The sequence below is a fragment of the Paraburkholderia humisilvae genome (assembly GCF_902859855.1).
Lineage (GTDB): Bacteria > Pseudomonadota > Gammaproteobacteria > Burkholderiales > Burkholderiaceae > Paraburkholderia > Paraburkholderia humisilvae.
This window is the reverse complement of sequence record NZ_CADIKH010000076.1, coordinates 1-21,252: the sequence shown is the minus strand read 5'-3', so window position 1 is coordinate 21,252 and position 21,252 is coordinate 1. Positions and strand designations below refer to the sequence as shown.

Here is a 21,252-nt window from a genome sequence, read left to right as displayed (position 1 = left end):
TGCCTCGTCCAACGGCTTCTTTGCCATGGCGCGTATCTCCATTCAATCCGTTAGAGATATAACGCGCCAGCATCGAATCGGTTGTCATGTTTTATGGGAAACTCAATAGTTAGCACCCGCGTCGGAAACCAGTGGGAATCGTCGGGGCTTCTGCGTATGCCGAGACGCTTATCGGACGTCCGACGCTGGATCAGCAAGGACCAGCATCAGCGCGTTCAGGCGCTGCAGTGAGAATGCGGCGAATTCGGCCAGCGACGGTCCACGCTCCGTGCAGCTGGCGAAGCCCGTAGACTGTCTGCGCCACCAAGGCAAATCTGATACGGATGCGTTGCCAAGACTCACCCCCGAATCCTTGTTCAGGCGTTGTCTCTGCGTTTGAGTCCTTCATCTATCTCGTGGCTTCGGCGCATGGTGTAGTCGCGCGCCGCTGGGCCGAACGAATTCGGGTACTGTGCAACGAGATCACTGATCTTTCCATTCGTGTACGCAACCGACGAGCTAGATTCCACGCCCCTACTGAACCTGTCGTAAACGGCATCCACGCTCCGCTTCAGCTGCCTGTCGGCGTCTCGCGGCGGCGTGCCTTTGTCGAGCATTTTCTTAAGTTCACTGACTCTCTTTGTATCGACCGGGTAGAAAGTATTAACAAAAAACTTCGCCTGCGCCTTTTTTGCGGACGTTGCCAGTGTTTGAGGCTCTTTGTAGGGCGGGGGCGCGTCCATTTGAAAATTGCCCGTTGCGCGTGAGCTGGACGATTGCGTCGCCGTGCTCATTGGAGGCGTGTAACGAGGGGGCGGGGCCAACGGGGCTGTGAACTGTGGAAGCGAGCTGTAGCTTGGAGGGGGCGGTGTCTGCTGGGCCGAGGCCGCGTTGTCAGAGGTATTGTGGTCAGCTTCGTAGGAACCGGAGGCATTGACGCCGTTGTTGTTAAGTCCGGTAATCTGTCGTGGCATGGTGGGTACCGTGAAGTAGTGTTATGGCAGGGACACTTTACGGTTTTGTGATGCGTACGCATCGGCTCGGTAGCGCAACCGCCTGTCCCCCCCCCGAAATCCACTCCCCCACTCAGTCTATTGGCTCAAGACGCGTGTTTCCGTGAGCCCCGTCGCTACGAACTGCACGAGATGTCCGTAGTGTTACGCCGGACTGTACGCGCGGATGCACCGGAGCGTTTGTCGCCTAATGGCTTTCTATCCTGGAAATCGGTCTACCAGCCGACGTAACGCTGGTTCGGGCCGGCTGTTCTAAGGCAATGGTGAACGACGACCTGCGCGCGATCATGCGGATAGCGCAGCAGCGTCGCTCTCGTTGCAAGGTGGAGATCAGTTTGGCCAGATTTTGTGTAAGGTGTAGGAAGGTCATCAATTGCGTGCATAGCAATGAAGTTGAGTATCGATATTGTATGATTTTGTAGGCTGACACTATTTAAGATTAATTGGTGTGAAAAACATTGGTTGAAATATAATTAATATATGAAAAAATTTCAGGCTGAAGCGGAGTAGGTATACGATTGGTATGTCGGCGGGTTGGTCCTATCTCGACCCGCCCGCTGTCGGGCGAGAGAAAGCTCTTGGGTGGCGGCGCCGGGTGAATCGAGTGAGGGTTCCGCCCCCTCTTTTGCGCGCGGTTCTGGTCGGGCGAGAGGATATGGTAGCGTGAAGCATGCGCGCCATTCCTGGAATCAGGTTTGACGTTCCGTGTGCGGGTTCTTCGGAGAAAAGGTGCGATCTTCCTGCTGCTATGCACGCAGTGCTTGGGGTCACTATGGGAAAGCAAGCGGGCAACGAAAAAGGTGACCTTGTTCGCGTCGCATCGAGACGGCTGTCACCATGACCACCGCGCTCGCCGAGGGAGCGTCGACAGTCACTATTATCGAGTAAAATTTTGAGAAAATAGAGTGTCGTCGCGGATATCGTATTCGTGAAGATAAATAGATTAATAGAACTTGGATGTACTTATTATTGCGTACATATTTTTGTTGGGCTGGAGTTAAGTTGATGTGTTGAGTGATTGGGATATCAAAAGTTTGGCGATTTTTAGTGATTTCAGTCAAACGCGCGGGGAGGCGTGGTCGTGGCGATTGCGAGCTATCGATGGGTTTCTTCAAGCGGTCGACTTTGGTCGCCGTCCCCTTATTACTAAAAACCAGGCCCTGCGTATCTGCTAAGCCAGCACACCAATGTCACCGATGTGCCAGTTGATGCCATTGAGCAGATGACTGTCATGGATCAAAATTACCCAGCCCATCCGCTGCTCGACGCACAAGCGCACCGGTGCCATATTGAAGCAGAAAATCCTCAGATGTTCGATGCCTTGGCTGCGCGTTCTCCCTGCATCGGAAACTTGTCAGTCAGCCCGTTGGAGGTTTCATCGGCCGTTACGATCGCTTCATGCACGGATGGCTGCGCCGGCTATATGTCGAATTTCACCTCGTTTATCTGGACGAGGCAGTCACTGGATTCGCCAGTATCCCCGACTACGCGGTTCTGCGCGCGTCATTTCCGGATGAGCAATGCAGTGTCGGAGATGTGGGCGGCGTCGGCGGCCCTTCCTGTAGCCTTGGGAATATGTAACCCGGTGGTGGAGTCGAGAACGGTTCGGCAAGACTTTGAGTGAGCACGAGGGGCATCGGTCCGCATCCGATTTTTCCACCTCGTGGGGACTAAGGAAAACGAATGGCACTACTTCCCGACGATCTCCATGGACACTGCTAGCGCGATCGGACCGTTCTGCTATCCACCGATAGAGGCCGTAGGATATCGTATTAATTCCATTATTCATTGTGTATAAAAAATGATACGCGTGCATTGGCGGAGGTGATGATCTGGCCACACGGCGCCGCCCGGATTTTTAACGGTGGTCAGATTACGGTGACCCGTCTCATCTTGTCTTGCAGTCAGATCTCCTTGATATCGAACAAGTGTGTATTGGGATATCGGATATTTAAATCGCCCCTAAGAGGAGGGATCTATGAATATTTTTAGAAAGAAGAGCATCGACGAATTAATTCTTGCGGGGAGCCGCGCAGGCGGGCTCAAACGCGTTCTTGGACCCATTGATCTGATTATGTTGGGTGTGGGCGCGATTGTTGGCACCGGAATATTCGTGCTCACGGGCACTGGTGCGCTCAAGGCAGGTCCGGCGCTGACGGTGTCGTTCGTTGTTGCCGCGTTTGCGTGCACCTTTGCAGCACTATGTTACGCTGAATTCGCGTCTACAGTACCGGTGGCAGGCTCTATCTATACCTACAGTTACGCCACGCTTGGAGAGATCGTCGCTTGGTTGATCGGCTGGGATTTAATGCTGGAATATGGTCTCGCAACGTCGGCGGTGAGTGTTGGGTGGTCTGGTTACTTCCAGTCACTGCTCTCAGGTTTCGGCGTGTCCCTACCTGTGGCCTTCACTGCCGCGCCCGGGGCGATACCCGGCGTGACTACCTGGGTGAACTTGCCCGCGATGGCCATCATGCTTACGGTGACAACGATGCTGTCGATAGGTATTCGTGAGTCGGCGAAGCTGAATAATCTAATGGTATTCATCAAGATTGGCGTGGTACTTTTATTCATCGTGGTCGGAGCTCGCCACGTTCAACCTGCCAACTGGCACCCGTTCGCGCCCTTCGGTGTATCGGGCGTTCTCAGCGCGGCAGCGGTGGTGTTCTTCGCGTTTATCGGGTTCGACGCAGTGACGTCGGCAGCAGAAGAGGTTAAGAATCCAGCCAAGGACTTGCCGATTGGTATCATTGGCTCGCTCATCGTATGTTCCCTCCTCTATGTGGTGGTGTCTGCGATCATGACCGGCATTGTTCCCTTTCGCCAGTTTGCGGGCGTCGATCACCCGATTTCATTGGCGCTTCAGTACGCGCGGGAGTCGTGGGTTGCAGGGTTCGTTGACGTGGGCGCCATTCTCGGCATGACGACCGTAATACTGGTGATGGCGTATGGTCAAACCCGGGTGGCGTTCGCAATGTCGCGTGATGGTCTTCTGCCGCCAGTACTGTCCCGGATTCATCCCAGATATGGGACGCCCTTCGTGACAACCTGGATGGTCGGAGTCGTCTTTGGTCTGCTATCCGCCCTTGTTCCCCTGCGCGTGCTCGCTGAATTGATCAACATTGGCACGTTGGCCGCATTCTGCTCGGTGTCTATTGCGGTTGTCGTTCTTCGCGTCAAGCGTCCGGGTTTGCCCCGCGCATTTCGGTGCCCAGGCGTTCCAATCGTCCCCTTTCTGGCGATCGCTTCATGTGCAACTTTAATGGGGTATCTAGGCTGGCGCACATGGGCGGCGTTCGCGATCTGGATAATGATTGGCCTGCTGGTGTATTTCGTCTACGCGCGATCGCATTCCACGCTTGCCAAAGAGGCCAACGAGGCCAAAGTTCCGGTTTCTTAGGCAGTTCGATGCAACCTGGCGTTTTGTGCGTCTTCGCTTGGTCACGTGCCCGTCATCTCTCCCCAGGCGTGCAGATGTCGCGCCGGAAAACGCCCAGAGGGTGATGGTCTGGCTCTTGAAGAATGCGATGAACGCGCTGTCTCCGCAAACTGCAGTTCGGCGGCAACGTATGAGATGCAACGGCCCGTGGCCCAGAAACTCGCGGCATGCGGGAGCATCGCGATCGCATTGGACGGCGCGGTGAGTCTGGCTTTCGGTTCACCAACAAAGGCGGATGATCGACGAATGGACCACGCTGTACCCGTCGCGCCTCCGCGGATCACTCGATCCGGGGCGATTCCGCACTGACATGGTGGACTGGTGGCGAGACGTTCCCGAAATGCCCGGCCGGTGCCAGTTTGGTGGGGAGTCGGTGGCTGCAGTGTTAACTGGCTACCTGAAACCATTCGCATTTACTTTATGCTGCGAGAACGAGGTGCCGAGGGAGTGCATCGCCAAGGCTTGCTCGCGCCCTGACCGAGCTGGCAACATCAAGTTGCTGAAGTCCCCGATCACGTTCATCGCTTCGGTCGCGTACCCGCAAAATGTCGCGCCATCCCCTGCTGGCCTATGCCGACTGCGTCGCGAGCGGCGGACTCGCGCAATCTCGAAACGGCCAGAGTGCTGCGTGAACAATATTTCCCTGCTTGATGCGCGTCGCCATCGCGCCTCTCCACCGCAAATGATCGCCCTTCTGTGCGGGATCTGGCAGTTGCGGCCACTGCCAGGGCATCCCGTGGTTCGTCGGCGGTGCACTGCGCGTGACATACTGCTCACGCATGTTCAGGACATTGAACGGACATGGGCCACGGCAGACTTCGATATCGGTATTTCCATCGAAAGCCGGGCCGGGCATGATGGCCTCAGAGCGGAATTGCTTGCGTCGTGTCAGTTCGAGCGGCGGGGGATGCGGCGCGCCGCCTGCACTACCGGGTACCGGCCACAGGGCTAGGAGATGGCTCGATGTCGTCCGACTCGGGCCCGGACGACGGCGGCGAGATCGCGTGGTCACGGGCGCAAGCGATCCGCATGAACGAGGCTGGCTTTGAAGAAGCGTTGCGCGCGGCGGTGCCGGTGCGCATGGATGCCAACCTCGTCGTGTCCGCCGCTTCACTCCCAGCTCAAGGACGCCCAAGGTTATTACTTAGCGGGATCGTTCACGGAGTCGATCGCAAGGACGCGCACACCGCTTTTCTGCTTGCGTGGTACGGCGAAGCAGGAAGCCTCGAAAGGCTGTAAACCAACTATGACTTGATCTGATTAAACAGCATGACCACGACCCCGACACCGCATGCACAGCGCTCCTCGATCGAGACGTGGCACATCTTGTTACATGCGAAGTCAGCGAGCAGATACTCGCGGTTCTCACGCCGGACGAGCCGTCACCGCTCATACTCACGCACATCATAGCGAGCCGCTTGCGGATTCCCGTAGCCGAAACGGCTGAGCGGATCGGTCCGGTGTTTGATCCGTTCCGCCAGGGGTTTCTCGCGGCGGCTCAACGCCGCAGCGGCGCATGACCGCGCGGCGCCACGCCAGACATCCCAGCCCGTCTAACCGCCACGCTTCGGGTTGCCCGTGACTGGAGATCCGTTAATTGAGCAAGCGCATCCGTTGAGCCTGCGTGACGGCGCACCCTCTCCCGGAACTGTTCACGAAGCCATCGTTGCCAGTCGTGGTGACCGTGTATCGACCGCGGCTGCAATGTGCAGATCGTGAGTCATCGTCATGCGCCGAGCACTCAACATTGGATCGCCATATACCGGCTCTGATCCAGCCACCGTCATTAACTGCGCCCCCGCGGCACCACATCGTGCACCCTCGGCCTAATCGCGCGTCTCACTGCGTTGACGTTCGGTGGTGGCGTTGGTGATAGTGGGCATGTACAAAGACGAGGACTTGGATGTAGCGGGTCTGCAGTTGGGATATATCTGTTTCTCTCGTAACGTGCTCCGAATAACTGCGTCGATCATGATCGCATTGATTTTGGCGTCCGCAGCGACTGCTTTCGATGTGCATGCATGACGACGAGGTGCCCGTGCCAGAAGGAAAATCCCGTGTTTTTTGTGAAAATTGGAGGCTAATCGAGTTTGATTAAATAGGGGTTGAAAATAATTTTAAGAGAGCTGATAGATGGATTTTTTGAGTGTTATCGGATCATCTTTCTTGACTGGCTATTGGGGAAGCTGCAAAATTCTTTCCAAAAAGAGCGGGAATGCTGTTGGGGTGGGTTGATTATCCGGTGGGATGCATCCGTGTTGGGAGAAGAATTGTGCTTGTATTTGGATCGGTATTGCATTTGGTGCAGCTCGAATGCGTGTGATGGTCGGAGAGGTGTTTATTAAATTATGAGATGTATGTTAATTTATAGTTAGAAAAACAAATAAATAAATATTGAAGTGCGGACTTGGTGATCGAGATGCTTCGGTATGGTGGGTCGCTGCCGATGGGCGGAAATGTGTCCAGTAGGTAATAATGTGTTTATCTTTAGTTAAGTCTCATTTTTCTGAAAAAATAAGTACTACTTATATATAAAATTATGTTAAAAAATAATTGAAGAAAGGATGTTAAAAAGATCTTTTTGTGACGTTATAACAAGATTTCCTTGTTTAACACAAGAGCCAGCGAACCCGCAGGCGGGCGTCAGACGCTCGATTAACTGCTCAGTTGACAGTTGCCGAAAAGGTAAAAGATCTTCCTCGACGCCCTTGGTGCCTTGTTGCCACGGACGCCATGCCCTTAAGAGGTCTCAATATGAAAAGGTTGCCGGCCGCAATGGCGGTAGTGTTGGGCGTCGCATTCGCGTGTACCGCTCACGCGCAGACTAGTGTGGCCCTATACGGTATCGTTGACGAAGGCTTTAATATCAACACAAATTCCGGCGGCAGCCATCTCTACGACCTTACTAGTGGCGTACTCGCGGGCAGCCGCTGGGGGTTTCGCGGGACTGAAGACCTGGGCGGGGGCCTGAAGGTGACCTTCCTGCTGGAAAATGGCTTCGATGGGAGTAACGGTTCGCTTGGGCAGGGCGGACTCATTTTCGGTCGCCAGGCGTACGTGAGCCTCGGCAGTAGCCAGTTCGGCACCGTCACGCTCGGCCGCCAGTATGACTCCGTCGTTGACTATGTTGGTCTACTGGAAGTGGGCGATCAGTGGGGTGGGTATATCGCCGCTCATCCGGGTGATGTCGACAACTTCAATAACACATCTGTCACCAACAACGCAATCAAGTTCACCAGCACCAACTACGCCGGCCTGACGTTCGGCGGCATGTACAGCGTGGGCGGTGTCGCCGGCGATTACTCTCGCAACCAGACATGGTCGTTGGGCGCAGGCTACACGAATGGTCCGTTTGTACTGGGCGTCGGTTATTTGAACGCTCGCACGCCGGCAACGAGCGGCGGCCTATTCGGCAACAATACAACCACGACAACGGCTTCGGCTGTGACGACGCCGGTCTATGCGGGTTTCGCTTCCGCGAGGACCTATCAGGTAGTCGGTGCGGGTGGTGCTTACACATTCGGCGCCGCAACATTTGGCGTGACTTACTCGAACGTGAAGTTCTACGGCATCGGCAGCACAAGCCCGTCCGCGTTGAATGGCGAAACAGCCACCTTCAACGACGCGGAGGTGAACTTCAAGTATCAGATTACACCAACCTTGCTGGTTGGCGCCGCGTACAACTATACCAAGGGCAACGACGTCGGGCCGGGAGATGGCTCGAAGTATCATCAAGGCATGCTCGGTGTGGACTACTTCATTTCGCGGCGCACGGATGTCTACGCCATCGGCGTGTATCAACACGCTTCCGGTGAACAGGTGTCAGCGAACGGAGCGACGATTGCGCCGGCACGCGCGGCGATCAACGGCCTGACCGCGTCGTCGACGGGCAATCAGGTCACCGCGCGTGTCGGTATCCGTCACCAATTCTAGACCGGCGAGCCATGTCCATCGATGGGATTGGCCTGAGCGGTGATGCATAGCATTGTGCGAACGGAACTGAGTGCCAAGTTGCCTGCCAATCAAGCCGCGACGAGCGCGCGATGTAGTGGTGGAGTGGGACTGCTGCCGCTACGTGATAGGGTATTTATCGAGCTATCGACAAGTAGACGTAGGGACCGCCGTAGCTAATGGGTGGGCTGCTTCCTTACATCCCTCGGCTAAATCTAATGAGCTTGGTAATCGGATTGGGCGTCCGTGGCTCGACAATCTGGTTCCGGAGGTTGAGCGCGAGATCGCCCTCGAATGCGTTGCGGGCGTGTGAGCGCGCCGAACGCGATATTGAGGAACGCACACAGCTTTACACCGAACACATACGTGAGCAGGGCGAGCGGGACGAACAGGTAACACATGAGCAGAAGTTGGAAATTGTGCGCGAACAGGCCGTGGCCAAATTCCAGGCGAATGCACCGCTCAAGGATCTGATGAGCGCGGTCGCGGGCCGCCGCCTCGTCTCGGCTGTTGTCGCGCAGGTCCTGGAAAAACTGAACGATACGTTGCGCGACGTGAAGCACACGTTGAACCCGGCAGAGCAGCGCTATGACCTTGGACATGTTTCGCCCCGAACGGCGTGCGCACAAAGCGAAGGTCTCGTGTAGTTGAGTTGTTGCGCGAATAGCATGGTAGCCTCTCGAGAGCGTTTCCGACGCTTGACTTCGGCTTTCGCGGCAATGTGGATCACTGCGGAATCAGCAACGAAAAAGTGTCGCACACCGATCTCGTGGTACTGGTGACCGACTATGTCGTGCGCTCGCAGCAAACAGCAACGCGGTCGGGCCGAGGAATACGCGCCGTGCGGCTAACGTGGACACGTCTTTCGCGGCCAGTTAGCTCGCATACGCGCTGCGGTCTCCTAATTAGCTATGCCGACAACGCTCAAGATGTACCCCTGCAGTGCGACCGGAGTGTTGTTTATCTGTTGATCCGGCAGAGATGCCGCCGCTCGGGTAGCGTTGCCACTCGCCTGCGACGAGCAGGTACACACCGTGTCGCCGCAGGGATTCATGCCCTGGAGCAGTCCAGCGGACAGGGTACCTGAAGCCCGCAACGCCTTCTGACTGTGGGCATTCGCATGAGCGACAGATCAGGCACCATCATCCGAACCACCGAGTCACGGGTTATTGGAAACGGTTTGTGCGCTGCGCGATGATTTTCAATGTTTAGCGACATAAACTGTCGCTATTTAAGGCCGGCTTGGAAATCCACGATGCGGTTTCCGATAATGTGGACACTCTACTGAGTGCCATACTATTGGGCCTTGAGGGGGGGGCGCAGTTTGCGAAATCGGATCCCGGTAATCCGAAACGAAGGCGAATCCTCCTCGCTTGGTGGTTTCTGATCATTAGGAAACTTGCAATTAGAAATTGGCTCTCTGACGTAGGTTCGAAAGCGGGATGCGCCTGATAGTACTGGCGACCCGTCTCGTGCATTTGCGATTTCTTTCGCTTCGCTCCGTGTCCCGGAATTACATCCGCTCGGGATGTTCACGGTTTAAGGCGTTATGCTGCAATTCGATAGACATGCTCGGCGACAAATTCGCCGGGTTGAGGGTTCATGCGTCAACGGGGAATTGCAAAGGCATCGCGATGTCGGTTCAGGCTGACGTCGCAGTCGGTCTTCGAGCTTTTGTCGTCCAGTCCTTGACGCTTTCTCGGGCATCCGTAAACTATGTGCGGATTGTCCCCAGGTAGGAGTGGTGTCGTGATTCTTCTAAAATTACCAGATGTCTTGGAAAAAAATGAGAAGCCTGCCCCCAAAAAGCATTGCCGAAATCATCTGGATCATTTGCTTTCTATTGCTGTGTCTCTACCCACCGACGTTGTTTGGCAAGGTAGTGGGCCTGTTCATCTGCGTTGCGCTGGTGGTTGTGTGATAGTCTTTTTCGGGGGCTGTCGAGCATGCTGTTGGTCCGATCAGGATTATTTTGGATGCCATGGCGCGCCGAAAAACGCTTAAGGTCGCAGGCATCTCGATGCGGATCTTTCCACACCGGCGAAGGAGCAATTACGGTTTGTCCCAAAGCAGGTCGCCCTGTAGGGAAGCAAACCCGAATGAGCTGTAGTCCTTTGGAGACTTCAGGGGAATGTGTGAAACCTGCGTAAACACGTTCAAAGCTAAATTTCTGCTTCACCCAGGTCTGCGGTGTGGCTGTCTTCTGACGGCCACCAAAGCCTTCGTCTCCTAACACTGTAGAAGTCACGGCCATGTTCTCCAGATTCATCGCGGCGTTTGCGTCGCGCTCGTGGCTCGTGCCACAGGCGAGGCGGCTCCACTTGCGCACCGACAACCGCAGATCGGCGAGCTTTTGTCCGCACCCGATCGCTTCTGTTAGCGCGACGGGCCACGCGAGCGCCTGCAGTTTCGACTGGCTGGTTCACCGCTCAGAACGATCATCGCTTCATGCTCACGAACGGTTCGATGCGCAAGCGCCGAAACAGGTTTCGATTACCTAGAGGAAGACGGAGTAAAAGCGCTTACCAGTACCGTCGCTGTTCGCAGTGCTCTCTGTAGCGGCATCATGGCCCGGCGCATGGAACGCATGCTCGCTTTGCGGAACACGCATGTCGTGCCATATCCTCCAGAAGTCCCTTTTCGGTTTAAGTCAGTTCGACCAAGGCAAAGCAGCCATGACTGAAGTAACACTCGCTCCTAACTCTTCCAAACGGTCGGCACAGCCGCAAGGTTCCTCGTCGTCCACCAGTACAGGTACAACGCTCAGTTCTGGTAGGACCGTTTCGTCCCTCGCGCCGCGTCTGCGGCAACTACTGCAGTGTGTCCAGGAAAAGAAAATTCAGGTGCAACACATCGCTCGTGTTTACGAGCAGGCGCGCAAGGCGCAGTCGAATGGGAAGGACATTTACCCGATAGTGTCGGCTGTAACGGCACCATTTAGCGAAGATGCCATTGTGGAGAAGAAGTTTTGTGCAGGGGAACCAATGGCCATCCGAACGCTGCGCTTTTCCAGCGACGATGAAGCCGTATGCCATTTTGGTGGATCAGGAAAGACCCCCGCGAGACGCGAGGTTGACACTCTGGCGAACAATATCTTCGGCAGGCGAATTGTAATGACGCCTTCATCAGTCATTGCGTGCGACGCGAAGGTTAACACAATTTCCCTGATGGAGAAACCCCACCGTCCGAAATGGAAAGGTTTGCCGTCAGTCATTTTTTTTGTGCCGAACCCACTGGCGGGTTCTGTTTCCTCCACGGTTGAACGGCGCAACGGCTTTGGCGACGTGCATTCGTTTGCTTCCAGCCAGGCATTTGATGCGGAATACGAACAAGCGGCGAATTGGCTGAGCCATGCGCAGAGACTTGACATGCTGGAGAAAAAGGCAAAGGTGTATATGAAGGAGGAGCCGGATAGGTACGCTCACGAATTCTGCCATTCGTTGATGGAGCTCGCCCAACATATGCGCCGGCTGCAGATGAGCCGTCCTGGCCAGCCCCTTAGACATAACGAATATTGCACGAAGCTCGAATTATGGGATGCACGTGCGCTCGAAGTTGGGAAGAACGGCGCAGTGGCCGTTGCAACCCTAGTGGAATTCAATCTTGAAATGACCGCGATGGCTCTTGCGATGGAACGCGAAGGTATTGCCGGGTCCCAACTGACGGACTTTCTCAAGCGTCAATTTTCATGGTCGTACACAAATGAAATCCATGACCTGCAAACGACCCTACGAAATCTGGAGTGCATTTCCAGCAAAACGCGCGAAAATGTCCTGCACGATATTTGTAGCCAGTTGCGTGCCGGGATATCTCTCTGTGTTTACGAGCACCAGGAGGCAGGTAGCCAGCTGAGAGCCCTAAGCCTGACTGACTTCCCACCCGAGGATGTCATGGAAGGGTTGCGGCTCTTTCTGTCTTCCAGGCTCCTGCATCTGTAATCGCTTGGGATCTGTCCTCCACTGAGAACTGACGTAGAAAGCTGGATTGCGGCGGGGCATCGAGCGTTGCGCTGGGACACATACACTCGGCGAGAGTGGTGGCAATCTATCACTTTTTTGACGAGCCCATGAAAGTCCAAAAATTTTCCGACACCCGCTCGGTAAACTCCGAAACACACCACCTCCCTGACGCGGATGTTCGCTTGAGCGCGTCATTGTCCGGCCGCATGGCGCCTATTACCAAGCTCGCGGCCCTCAACTCAAGAGCACCTACGGAAGCGGTTGAAAGCAAATTTTCGACAGTTCGGAGTTCGGGAAACGAAAACAAATTAAACAGCGTCATAAAATTTAAGGATGGGAAACGCCTTGGCCGAGGTGTGGAGGGAGAAGTTCGCGAAGATACGCAAAATGAAGGGTTTGTCGTTAAGGAATTCGCATCACGCGGCATGGAGCATGAGGCCGAAGAGCAAGCCCGGTTATTCAACCGATTCTATGGAGAAGGTAGCGCCGAAGTGTTCAAGGGCCCCAAAGGGTATGGGGTGACATCGGGAAATACGTACTTGAGAATGCTAAAAGTCCCAGGGATTCCGCTCGATAGCTTGAGAAAAGGCGACCTTCCCGCCAATAGCAAAGAACTTTACATGAGGTTGATTATGGATCTGGGCGACCACAAGATAATGCACAGTGATTTTCATCAAGGAAACATCCTCTATGACGAAAAAGCGGAAAGGTTCTGGCCAATTGACATCAGTAACGCCTATGACGAATACCACACGATGGACAAAGAAATTCTGGCAATCTTTAACCAGTACGAAGAAGATAAGTTTGACTATGTGATGCGCGAAATGATGTCCGACTACTTGCCGTCACCTCCCGCGTTGGAGGCACAGATAGTGTCCAGCCAGGAACGAAAGGCGGCGCACGTTGATACAGTTCGATCCCGCGATGACCTCAAAAGGCAGATAGCCGAATGAGAATCCGAGGAGGCTTAATTGGACCTGGGGAATCGCCTAGTAAAGGACCACGGTGTCGCTCGACAGGATCGAACTGCGCCGGAGTCCCGTGGGTCAGTTTGCCCGTGTCACGCAGGCTTGCCTGCCTCAAGGTAGCGAACCACCATGGCATCCTGCGCAAGCCGGAGGGAAAACGAAAGCGAGGTCGTGCGGTACGCGGTGCTGTTTTGCTGGGTGCCGATCGTCCGTCGGACTCGCACCTCAGTCGTCGAAAAGCATCGCTTGCATTGTTGACGCCGTCAGCGCTCCCTCTCGTTTTCTGAACGGGCCGCGAACGATAGGGTTCGACGCACATCCCTATCACACAGATAATGGGGCGTTTCGGCCGGATTATTGCCGGGCGCAAGACGAAGACTCAAGCGATCGCGACCGCAATCGGTAAGGCCAAAGCCTTCGAAACCAATACGTCGACAGTATTGCCGACGGTGATGTGGAGTTGCCGCAAGGCGCGCGAGGCGTCGCCTCTGTCGATGCTCAGGCTGCAGCACCCTGATGAGTCTCCTCGACCCGCCGCAGACTGTGCTGCGATATGCGAGCACGCGAGGTACTTGATTTCTCCATCAACGACCGACCCATGCGCAAAAGGCGCAACCGTATTCGAGCGGAATGCGGCGCGGGCATTCGTGTCGCACGCTTAATCGCTGTCGTATCCGCTATTTTCTGATCTCCGAAAAATGCGGAACTCCCGACGGCGCGCCATACGTGGAAAACCTCGACCTTACCGAATTTCGCCATGGTGCGGACGATTGCGCAAACCCTTGGACGCAGTCAGCCCCGGTGCCCGTACAGTGTCGGACCGGAACGTTATTCCAGCAGCCCGACACATACATGCGCGACTACCCGCTGCGCGGCCAAGGTGCCGCAAGCCCACACGCTGGCCCGTTTGACGGCCTCGCGAGCGTCAGGTCAGCCGAACCCCTCGCTGCGCGCGCGCCTCGGCCCCGCGACGCTTCCTACCTTGCGCTGGCGGAGGGGCTGTCCACTCGGGTTGGCAGCTTGGCCCGAACACGCGGAACCTCGATACACGCGGCGCCGTTAAACCGCGATGCATTCGAGGCAGCACACATGCGCATCGAATTATCTGCAAGGCGGTGGGAAGCTGCATTTCTCTCGGATGCGGCACGCGCTCATAGTGCGGCAGTGCATGCGGCATCCTCCAGCGGTGCGCGTTGGCTTCCACAGCGCACCATGCTGCACCGTGAGGCGATTCAGGTACCGACCACGCCCGAATGGCGCGGCTTCGGCTTAGAGGCCCTAACTGACCATCAAATCGTCATGGAGCGTGCACGAACACGGCCTCTTGCTCAGGTCGACGTGGACGTCACTTCAGCACGGCTGGCGCGTCAGGGAGCCCAAGGCGGGAACCGCGCGGATCGCACCGGACAGGCAGTGCGTGAAGCTGTCGCCGCGGCGCGTCGAGCGTATTCAGTGCCGGCGGCAGTGCAGCAAGCGGCAGATACAGCGACGCGTCGGTTACCCGTAGCATGGCAAGGCGCTCGCGAGGCAGTGCGGGCGGCGCTTGAGGCCAACGCGGAGCCGAGCACAGCCTTGCGCGCTGCCCTTGTCGCCGGTGCAGATCCAGTCGCGGTTGTGGAAGCGGCCCGTGAGCGACGCATCGATGAGCACGTCATTATGGCGGTTTCACGAGATGCCTTCGCGACGGTCCTTCAGGCCTTGGCTGCCGCAGTCGCTTTGGGCGGTTCCGCGGACGACGCGCTGCGGCTGGCCCGAATTGAAGGTGTCGATCCGCGCGCAGCACTCTGTGCGGTCCGTGAAGCAGGCGCGGCGCTGGGCGCAGCCTTGGAAATGGAAGCATCGCGTGCTGAAGATACCGACCAACGGGCAGCCCTGCGCGCGCAAGCACATCTGGCGGAGATGGACGCGGAGCCGCACGCCGTCCTGCGCGCAGCCCTTGCACTCGGCGCAAAGGCCGGTGCGGTCCTGTCTGCGGCACTGGACATAGTGCAGGCCGTTCGTGTGCCACAAACCCTTGAGCTCGGCGGAGCAAAACTCCGCGGTGGCGGCGATCCCCGCCCGGCTGGCTCTGTGGCCCTCGATGCGCTCGCTCACCCTGAACTCCGAATGACAGGGCTGGACACGCATGAACGTGTGCTGGCGCGCTTGGATGGCGCGGAGGCGGCATTCCAGGCAGAGGTCAGCCGCGTGAAGGCCGCGTTGGCCGTGACGCGGCAAACGCTTGGCAGGGCTGGTATCGGGGAGCAGAAGGCGCGCGCGCTCGAGTACAACGATGAACTCAAGGGTCTCGAAGAGGCCTTGGGCGATGGGGATGCCCACGCTATCAGGGCGCAGGCCCGCGCGCTGGAAGATCGGGCCAATGACGAAGCTCTTATCCGCAAACTCCTGACCGACGCGGACTATGAGACGATCCTAAGGCATCTGCAGGCAGTAGTCGTCATGACCTGAACTGCCAGAAGCGCGCACAACAGCGCAGGCGGCAGGCACCTCCATGACGGCTTCACCGGGCTACCCCGAAGCATATGTCAGTCAATGCCCATGACATCTGGTCGTCATCATATCTTTCAATGACCCGTTGCGGGATCGATTTGCTCGGCAGGCTTGGGGGTGAGCGATACGGATGTAGCAGCGACCAGGAAATAAGAATGAAATAAACGCGTCCGTGCGCCGGTCAAAACCGGCAAGGTGTTGTGAATGAAAGAGTCATACGTTGAAGGCCTGGCCAGCCACGGCGGCCCCGAGTCATGCGTGTGTATCCGCGAGGGTGCAGGCGAAGCGAAGCGAATGACAGGGGTACGCGTCGGGCCGGGTATTGAGCCGCGTAATAGAGCGTCGTGGCGAAATCCGCGAGATGTTCGGGGTGCTGAGATGCCAGGCAGGTATCGAAGGCCACACCGTTGCTGCCGTATTGGCGAGGCAGTAGTGGACCCCGCGCGGTCAGAGACCCCGTGCACGCGCGGAAACACTTTGCTCGGGAACCGGGAGATCCCGCGCTCTACTGGGCCCCGCCGGGAAGCGTTGGGTGCAGTGCGCATCGTGAAGCCTGAGGGCGTACGACGATGAGTCATGGGCGCGGGAAGTCGGACTGCTGCGTAATACCTGGGAAGCTGCCGAACAAGGCTGCGGGTGAAACTCCTGCGGCGGCGGAGGCAGTGGAGGGAAGGCGGCAGGCCAAGGGAAATGCAGTCGCGGCGCGCATGTCCCGCAGTTCGAGGCGGGAATATGACATGGGAACGGCGCTCGACGGCATACGACAGACGGCCAAAGGCCGACCGGGTGCGAAGTTCACCACCCTGATGCATCACATCTACGCGGTCGACCGCCTGCGGGCAGCCTACCATGCGCTTAAGCGCAGGGCTGCTGCCGGGGTGGACGGCGAGACATGGCAGTCGTACGGACTGGACCTCGAAGCGCGGCTTCTGGACCTCTGCGCCCGGCTGGCCCGAGGGGCTTACCGGCCCCAGCCTGTCAGACGCGTGTACATCGACAAGGCCGACGGCAGGAAGCGCCCGCTGGGTGTGCCGGCGCTGGAGGACAAGCTGGTCCAGCCTGCCACGGTCGAGGTACTCAATGCGATCTACGAACAGGACTTCGTCGGGTTCAGTTACGGCTTCCGTCCCGGCAAGGGCGCGCACAACGCGCTCGACGCCGTGAGCGTGGGTATTGAGCGCAGGAAAGTGAGCTGGATACTCGATGCGGACATCAGCAGTTCTACGACACAATCGAACACGACTGGCTGATGAGATTCATCGAGCACCGGGTGGCGGACGTGCGAGTGGTGCGGCTCATCAAGAAATGGCTGCACGCTGGCGTGCTGGAAGACGGCAGGTTGAGGCAGAGTGAGGTCGGTACAGTTCAGGGCGGCAGCATCTCGCCGCTGTGGTCGAACATTTATCTCCATTACGCGTTCGACCTGTGGGTGAAGCAGTGGCGTGCGCGGCACGCCGAGGGCGACATGATCGTTGTGCGTTACGCCGATGATTGGGTCGCGGGGTTTCAGCACCTGATGTTGATGGCGATGTAAAAGCGCGGATAGATGACGACGAGATGTTGAGCGAAACGCTCAACGACGAAGGGGCCACGCGGGCCCCTTGATTGTGCAATGAGAGGGCGAAGCCGTTAGAACGGTGGATCGCGCTTTGTCGCAGGCGGGGCCTTTGTGTGCGAGCGCTGCTCGCGTAGCAGCTCATGAAGCCGGGTTGCGTAGAAGTCCGAGATCACGGCGAGCAGATCTTCGAGCAATTCGAATGCGGCGAGCGCCTGCTCGGGTGTCCAGTCGTCGGGCATGACGAACGGCAGGCCACGCCGGCGACCTGAGGGAAGCAGCGGTTTCCCGTTCATACAGATGCCCCCTTCGTCGGGTCGCCTTTCCTTTTACTGCGTTGCCGGGCACGGGCTTCGGTGCGTTCACGCGCCTCCTTGAGCCGGTACGATTCGCCTTCGACCGGGATCACCTCGGCGCGATGCACGAGCCGATCGACCAGCGACACCACACAGGCCGCGTTCGGGAACACGTCCGACCATTCCTTGAACGGCTTGTTGGTTGTGACGATAGTCGAACGGGCCTCGTACCGGCGGCTGATCAACTCGAACAGCAGGTCGGCGTGACGGTTGGAGTACGAGAGATAGCCGACCTCATCGATCACCAGGATGTCCGGCGCGGCGTAGTGGCGCAATCGCCGGCGCAGCGCCGAATCGCTGTCAAGCGCGGCGAGCTCGCCGAGCATCTCGCTGGCGGACTTGAACAGCACCGTATGCCCCGCGATGAGCGCCTGATGCGCCACGTTCTGCGCAAGCGTCGACTTGCCGACGCCGTTCGGACCGACAAACACAACGTTGGTCGCGTCAGCAAGGAACGAGAGTGACATCAGTTCCTCGACGGCGCCACGATCGATGCGTTTGGGCCACGCCCAGTCGAAGTCAGGCAGCGCCTTGAAGTGGCCGAGCTTCGCATCGCGGATACGCCGCTGCAGTGAGCGGTGCGCGCGCTCGTCTTCCTCCCACTGCAGCAGCGGCGCAACCCATTGGGCACCCTCGACGTCAGGCCAGTGTTCAACCAGTCCGTTCAGGCGCAGCGCTTTCGCGCGCGAGCGCAGGGCTTCATTGTTGTTCGGGTTCGGTGTTGTCATGCTCTTCAGCGCCCAGTTGGTCATAGGTGTCGGGACGATGCGGCTGTACAGGTGTGTCCTTGCGCCGCACATGCTCGGGCAGTTTCATTGCTACGGGCGGCGGTGCACCACGTGCGGCGCGTTGACGCTCCAGTGCTGCACGCACCGTGTTCGTGTGTGCGGAGCCCGCGCGTAGCGCATCCTCGACGGCCGTTTGCAGATCGGCCGCGCCATAGCGATCGAGCAGGCGCAGCAGCGCAGTGGTAAGCGCACCGAGGTTCGCCCCGCGTTCGGCCGCGCGTGTGAGCAGCAGTTGACAGGCCGGCACGGCCTTCGTCAGGCTGTTCACGCCGCGGTGCTGTCTGGCCTGGCGCTTGAACTGCTCGAGTGTCTTCAGGTGTAGCGGGTTCTCGATCTGGGCGGCACGGTCGTAGCTGCGACGATGACTGGCGATCATGTCGGCACCGTCGAACACCCGGACCTGATCGGGATCGGCGCGTACGGAGAGCGTGCGGCGCACGTGTGTATGCGGGATCGTGTAGTCGTTCAGATCGAAGCGCACATACGGCGTCTTGCCGACCTTCACGGCGAGCTGCTCTTCCACCGGATACGGATTCCCGGGCAGTGGCAGTAGCAGAGGCTGTTCCTGTGCAAGCGCCTGACGCACGGTGATGGTCCGGTCTTCGGGACAGGGCCGGTCAGCCGCCTGGGTACGACACCAGTGCTCGGCCTGCGCGTTCAGATCGGCGAGATCGGCGAACTTGCGCGCCACGAAGAACGCTTCACGAACGTGGCGAATCGCGCGCTCCACACGCCCCTTCTCGTTACCCCGTGCCACTGCCACCGGACGAGGCTCGAAACGGTAATGACCGGCGAACGCGAGCAGCGTCGGATGGAAACGGATCGCATCACCCTGGCGCTCCAGCACCGCGCTCTTGAGATTGTCGTAAAGCAGGACTCTGGGCAAACCACACCAGGCGTTGAACGCGCCAACGTGGCCGCGAAGGAAGCTCTCCATCCGGGCGTCGAGGAAGAAGCGCAGGTAGAGATCGCGCGAATACGAGAGCACCATCACGAACGCCATGAGCGGTCGTCGCGCGCGGCCAATCTCGAGGTGCCCGAAGTGCGCCCAGTCGACCTGCCCCTGTTCGCCGGGCAGCGTGCGCAGACGCAGGAACGCTTCAGCTGGGGGTCTCGGCCGATGCAGGCTGACCAGGTGGCGGAAGTGGTGCGGCGCGCCCTTGTAGCCGCGCTCGCGCACCATCGCATACAGCCGGCTGGCCGTGAGCGTCGGGAACTTCTCCAGTGTCTGGCGGATGAACGGCAGATAGGGGTCAATCATCGAGGTGCGTAGCGGTGCGCCATGCCGGGGTAACCCGGCCTGCGCGAGCACGCGCTGCACGGTGGTGTGATGCACATGCAGTTGCGTGGCGATGGTGCCGCAACGCCACTTCTCGACGTGGTAGAGGCGCAGGATCTGCGCCTCCAGTTCGGCGGTGATGGTCACAAACAGTCTCCGTAGTCGGGTGGATGAACACAGCGACGACCCCGGCGACGTATGAAGCCTGTGCGCACAAACGGTGAGAGCAGGCAGTTGCAGCGGCGGCATCGGGGCGAGCCCGATGTCGTCGTGTTGGCGACGACGTTTGCCAGTGCGACAGCGACATCGTCCGGGGCCGCAGGCAGTACATCATCTGCACCGGCAGCGGGTGAACCGTGATGCGTCACTAATTGGCGTTGGGCGCGGTAACGCCTCGCACGCATAGCATGCATATGACGTCCGCGACGTGTGAGCTGATAGCGCTGCCCGGCTTCACGCTGTCTCTCGCGGCGCGTCGCGCGCGAGCACGCAGCCGTGCAATAGCGCTGGCCGCGATCGCAACGACGACAGATGAATACCTGCGCCCGGCAGCGGGCGCACAGCAACAGGCGGCCCGTGGGCTGCATCCCACAGAGATTTCCTTCGGGCATCGGCGGTCCTCATGGAACGCCGAAGAAGAAGTTGCGGGAGAGAAGATCGACGGGACCGCGAGAGGGATGCGATACTGCAGCCTCACACGTCCCGTTGGCTGCCAGCAGGCAGGCTGCTCAGGGCTGGGTGGGGCGCGACACCGGATTGAACTTGGCGGTTTAGGACGGTGCCGCGCCTGTTGTTTCTTCGGCGAACCGCGTTTCTGACATGTGGCCGACCGCTCGCGCGATAACGCGCGCGGCGCACGTCTCCAGTCGCCCTTCGGGCTCCTTACGACACACACCGCGTTACCCTGCATTTGAACGAAATCCACTGAATGCCTTCATTGCGCCTTAGCCGCGCGTTCGCGCAATGTCGTCACTACCTGATGTCGCCAGATTTACGCGGATTTAGACCGCCATCGACACCTGAGGGATGCCGGGCGCTTCCAGCGTGCGGTAACCGACAGGCTGGGCCGCTTCGGCTTGAAGCTGCACGAGAGCAAGACGCGGCTGATTGAATTCGGGCGTTTCGCCCGCGAAAACTGCCGACGTCGGGACGGGAGCAAGCCGCAGACATTCGACTTCCTGGGCTTCACGCATTCGCCGTCGAAGTCAGAAGCATCGTCTGACGAGTCAGCGTATGAATCGGCTCGCAGCGCACTGGTTACCCCTGGTCCATATATGCCCCCCTACCCGAGTCAGCGTCTGATCGTCACGACCCAAGGCAGGAATGAAATGAACGCGTCCCGCCCAGTGAAACGTCAGCAAACCAAGATCGACCCTTGCGAACTGACCGTATGCAAGGGCCAAAATGGAACATTATTGAGGTCCGCATAGGCATACCGGAGATCCAGCATGAATCGCACAGCGGTGGGCGTGGAT

General features: G+C 58.1%; 18 protein-coding genes and 1 pseudogene. 11 read left to right on the top strand and 8 right to left on the bottom strand.

What is annotated here, in order from left to right:
- Positions 1-356 precede the first annotated feature (356 nt).
- On the bottom strand, positions 357-773 hold the full coding sequence (locus HV796_RS35725) for a hypothetical protein (protein WP_175232584.1): 417 nt from the start codon (positions 771-773) through the stop codon (positions 357-359).
- A gap of 1,390 nt (positions 774-2,163) precedes the next feature.
- Positions 2,164-2,316, bottom strand: a pseudogene (locus tag HV796_RS46015) (DUF2326 domain-containing protein); the annotation flags it as partial.
- A 654-nt stretch (positions 2,317-2,970) separates the two neighbouring features.
- On the opposite strand from HV796_RS46015, the gene bcaP reads away from it, so the two are divergent.
- From bcaP to HV796_RS35695, 6 genes are all read left to right on the top strand, one after another.
- Positions 2,971-4,392: a branched-chain amino acid transporter BcaP gene (gene bcaP, locus HV796_RS35715; protein ID WP_175232583.1), complete on the top strand. Its 1,422-nt coding sequence runs from the start codon at positions 2,971-2,973 to the stop codon at positions 4,390-4,392.
- Positions 4,393-4,666: 274 nt separating this feature from the next.
- The gene (locus HV796_RS44495) at positions 4,667-5,383 is read left to right on the top strand and encodes a type IV toxin-antitoxin system AbiEi family antitoxin (protein WP_246356231.1); all 717 of its coding nucleotides are present in this window, start codon (positions 4,667-4,669) and stop codon (positions 5,381-5,383) included.
- Positions 5,384-5,394: 11 nt separating this feature from the next.
- A complete protein-coding gene (locus HV796_RS44490; protein WP_246356230.1) occupies positions 5,395-5,670 on the top strand; it encodes a hypothetical protein in 276 nt (91 codons plus the stop codon).
- A 77-nt stretch (positions 5,671-5,747) separates the two neighbouring features.
- Positions 5,748-5,951 (top strand): hypothetical protein, encoded by a 204-nt coding sequence (locus HV796_RS44485; RefSeq protein ID WP_246356229.1) that lies wholly within the window; start codon positions 5,748-5,750, stop codon positions 5,949-5,951.
- A 1,234-nt stretch (positions 5,952-7,185) separates the two neighbouring features.
- The gene (locus tag HV796_RS35700) at positions 7,186-8,364 is read left to right on the top strand and encodes a porin (protein WP_175232582.1); all 1,179 of its coding nucleotides are present in this window, start codon (positions 7,186-7,188) and stop codon (positions 8,362-8,364) included.
- A gap of 428 nt (positions 8,365-8,792) precedes the next feature.
- Entirely contained in the window at positions 8,793-9,029 is a 237-nt protein-coding gene (locus tag HV796_RS35695) for a hypothetical protein (RefSeq protein WP_175232581.1), read from the top strand.
- A gap of 1,193 nt (positions 9,030-10,222) precedes the next feature.
- Here the strand turns inward: HV796_RS35695 and HV796_RS35690 are convergent.
- On the bottom strand, positions 10,223-10,651 hold the full coding sequence (locus HV796_RS35690) for a hypothetical protein (protein ID WP_175232580.1): 429 nt from the start codon (positions 10,649-10,651) through the stop codon (positions 10,223-10,225).
- 340 nt (positions 10,652-10,991) lie between these two features.
- Between HV796_RS35690 and avrBs1 the strand changes: the two genes are divergently transcribed.
- Entirely contained in the window at positions 10,992-12,320 is a 1,329-nt protein-coding gene (avrBs1, locus tag HV796_RS35685) for an AvrBs1/Avra family type III secretion system effector (RefSeq protein ID WP_246356228.1), read from the top strand.
- Positions 12,321-12,418: 98 nt separating this feature from the next.
- Positions 12,419-13,294 (top strand): OspG family effector kinase, encoded by an 876-nt coding sequence (locus tag HV796_RS35680; protein ID WP_175232579.1) that lies wholly within the window; start codon positions 12,419-12,421, stop codon positions 13,292-13,294.
- 1,360 nt (positions 13,295-14,654) lie between these two features.
- Here HV796_RS35680 and HV796_RS35675 read toward each other — a convergent pair.
- The gene (locus tag HV796_RS35675) at positions 14,655-14,819 is read right to left on the bottom strand and encodes a hypothetical protein (protein WP_175232578.1); all 165 of its coding nucleotides are present in this window, start codon (positions 14,817-14,819) and stop codon (positions 14,655-14,657) included.
- Positions 14,820-14,881: 62 nt separating this feature from the next.
- Here HV796_RS35675 and HV796_RS35670 point away from each other — a divergent pair, with 62 nt between their 5' ends.
- The 3 genes from HV796_RS35670 (at position 14,882) to HV796_RS46440 (ending at position 17,333) form a co-directional block, all read left to right on the top strand.
- A complete protein-coding gene (locus HV796_RS35670) occupies positions 14,882-15,757 on the top strand; it encodes a hypothetical protein (protein WP_175232577.1) in 876 nt (291 codons plus the stop codon).
- Positions 15,758-16,536: 779 nt separating this feature from the next.
- Positions 16,537-17,049 carry a reverse transcriptase family protein gene (locus tag HV796_RS46445; protein WP_246356227.1) on the top strand — a complete coding sequence of 171 codons (513 nt, stop codon included), beginning with the start codon at positions 16,537-16,539 and terminating at the stop codon, positions 17,047-17,049.
- On the top strand, positions 17,049-17,333 hold the full coding sequence (locus HV796_RS46440) for a reverse transcriptase domain-containing protein (RefSeq protein ID WP_246356226.1): 285 nt from the start codon (positions 17,049-17,051) through the stop codon (positions 17,331-17,333). Before HV796_RS46445 ends, HV796_RS46440 begins: the two co-directional genes overlap by 1 nt.
- 95 nt (positions 17,334-17,428) lie before the next feature.
- Here HV796_RS46440 and HV796_RS35660 read toward each other — a convergent pair whose 3' ends face one another.
- The 4 genes from HV796_RS35660 to HV796_RS45710 all read right to left on the bottom strand — a co-directional run bounded on the left by HV796_RS35660 (position 17,429) and on the right by HV796_RS45710 (position 20,970).
- The gene (locus tag HV796_RS35660) at positions 17,429-17,650 is read right to left on the bottom strand and encodes a hypothetical protein (RefSeq protein WP_175232576.1); all 222 of its coding nucleotides are present in this window, start codon (positions 17,648-17,650) and stop codon (positions 17,429-17,431) included.
- Positions 17,647-18,438 (bottom strand): IS21-like element helper ATPase IstB, encoded by a 792-nt coding sequence (gene istB / locus HV796_RS35655; RefSeq protein ID WP_175232575.1) that lies wholly within the window; start codon positions 18,436-18,438, stop codon positions 17,647-17,649. The genes HV796_RS35660 and istB overlap by 4 nt, the downstream gene beginning before the upstream one ends.
- Positions 18,410-19,924: an IS21 family transposase gene (gene istA, locus HV796_RS35650; RefSeq protein ID WP_175232574.1), complete on the bottom strand. Its 1,515-nt coding sequence runs from the start codon at positions 19,922-19,924 to the stop codon at positions 18,410-18,412. Before istA ends, istB begins: the two co-directional genes overlap by 29 nt.
- 854 nt (positions 19,925-20,778) lie before the next feature.
- A complete protein-coding gene (locus tag HV796_RS45710) occupies positions 20,779-20,970 on the bottom strand; it encodes a hypothetical protein (protein WP_175232573.1) in 192 nt (63 codons plus the stop codon).
- Between the last annotated feature and the right edge of the window lie 282 nt (positions 20,971-21,252).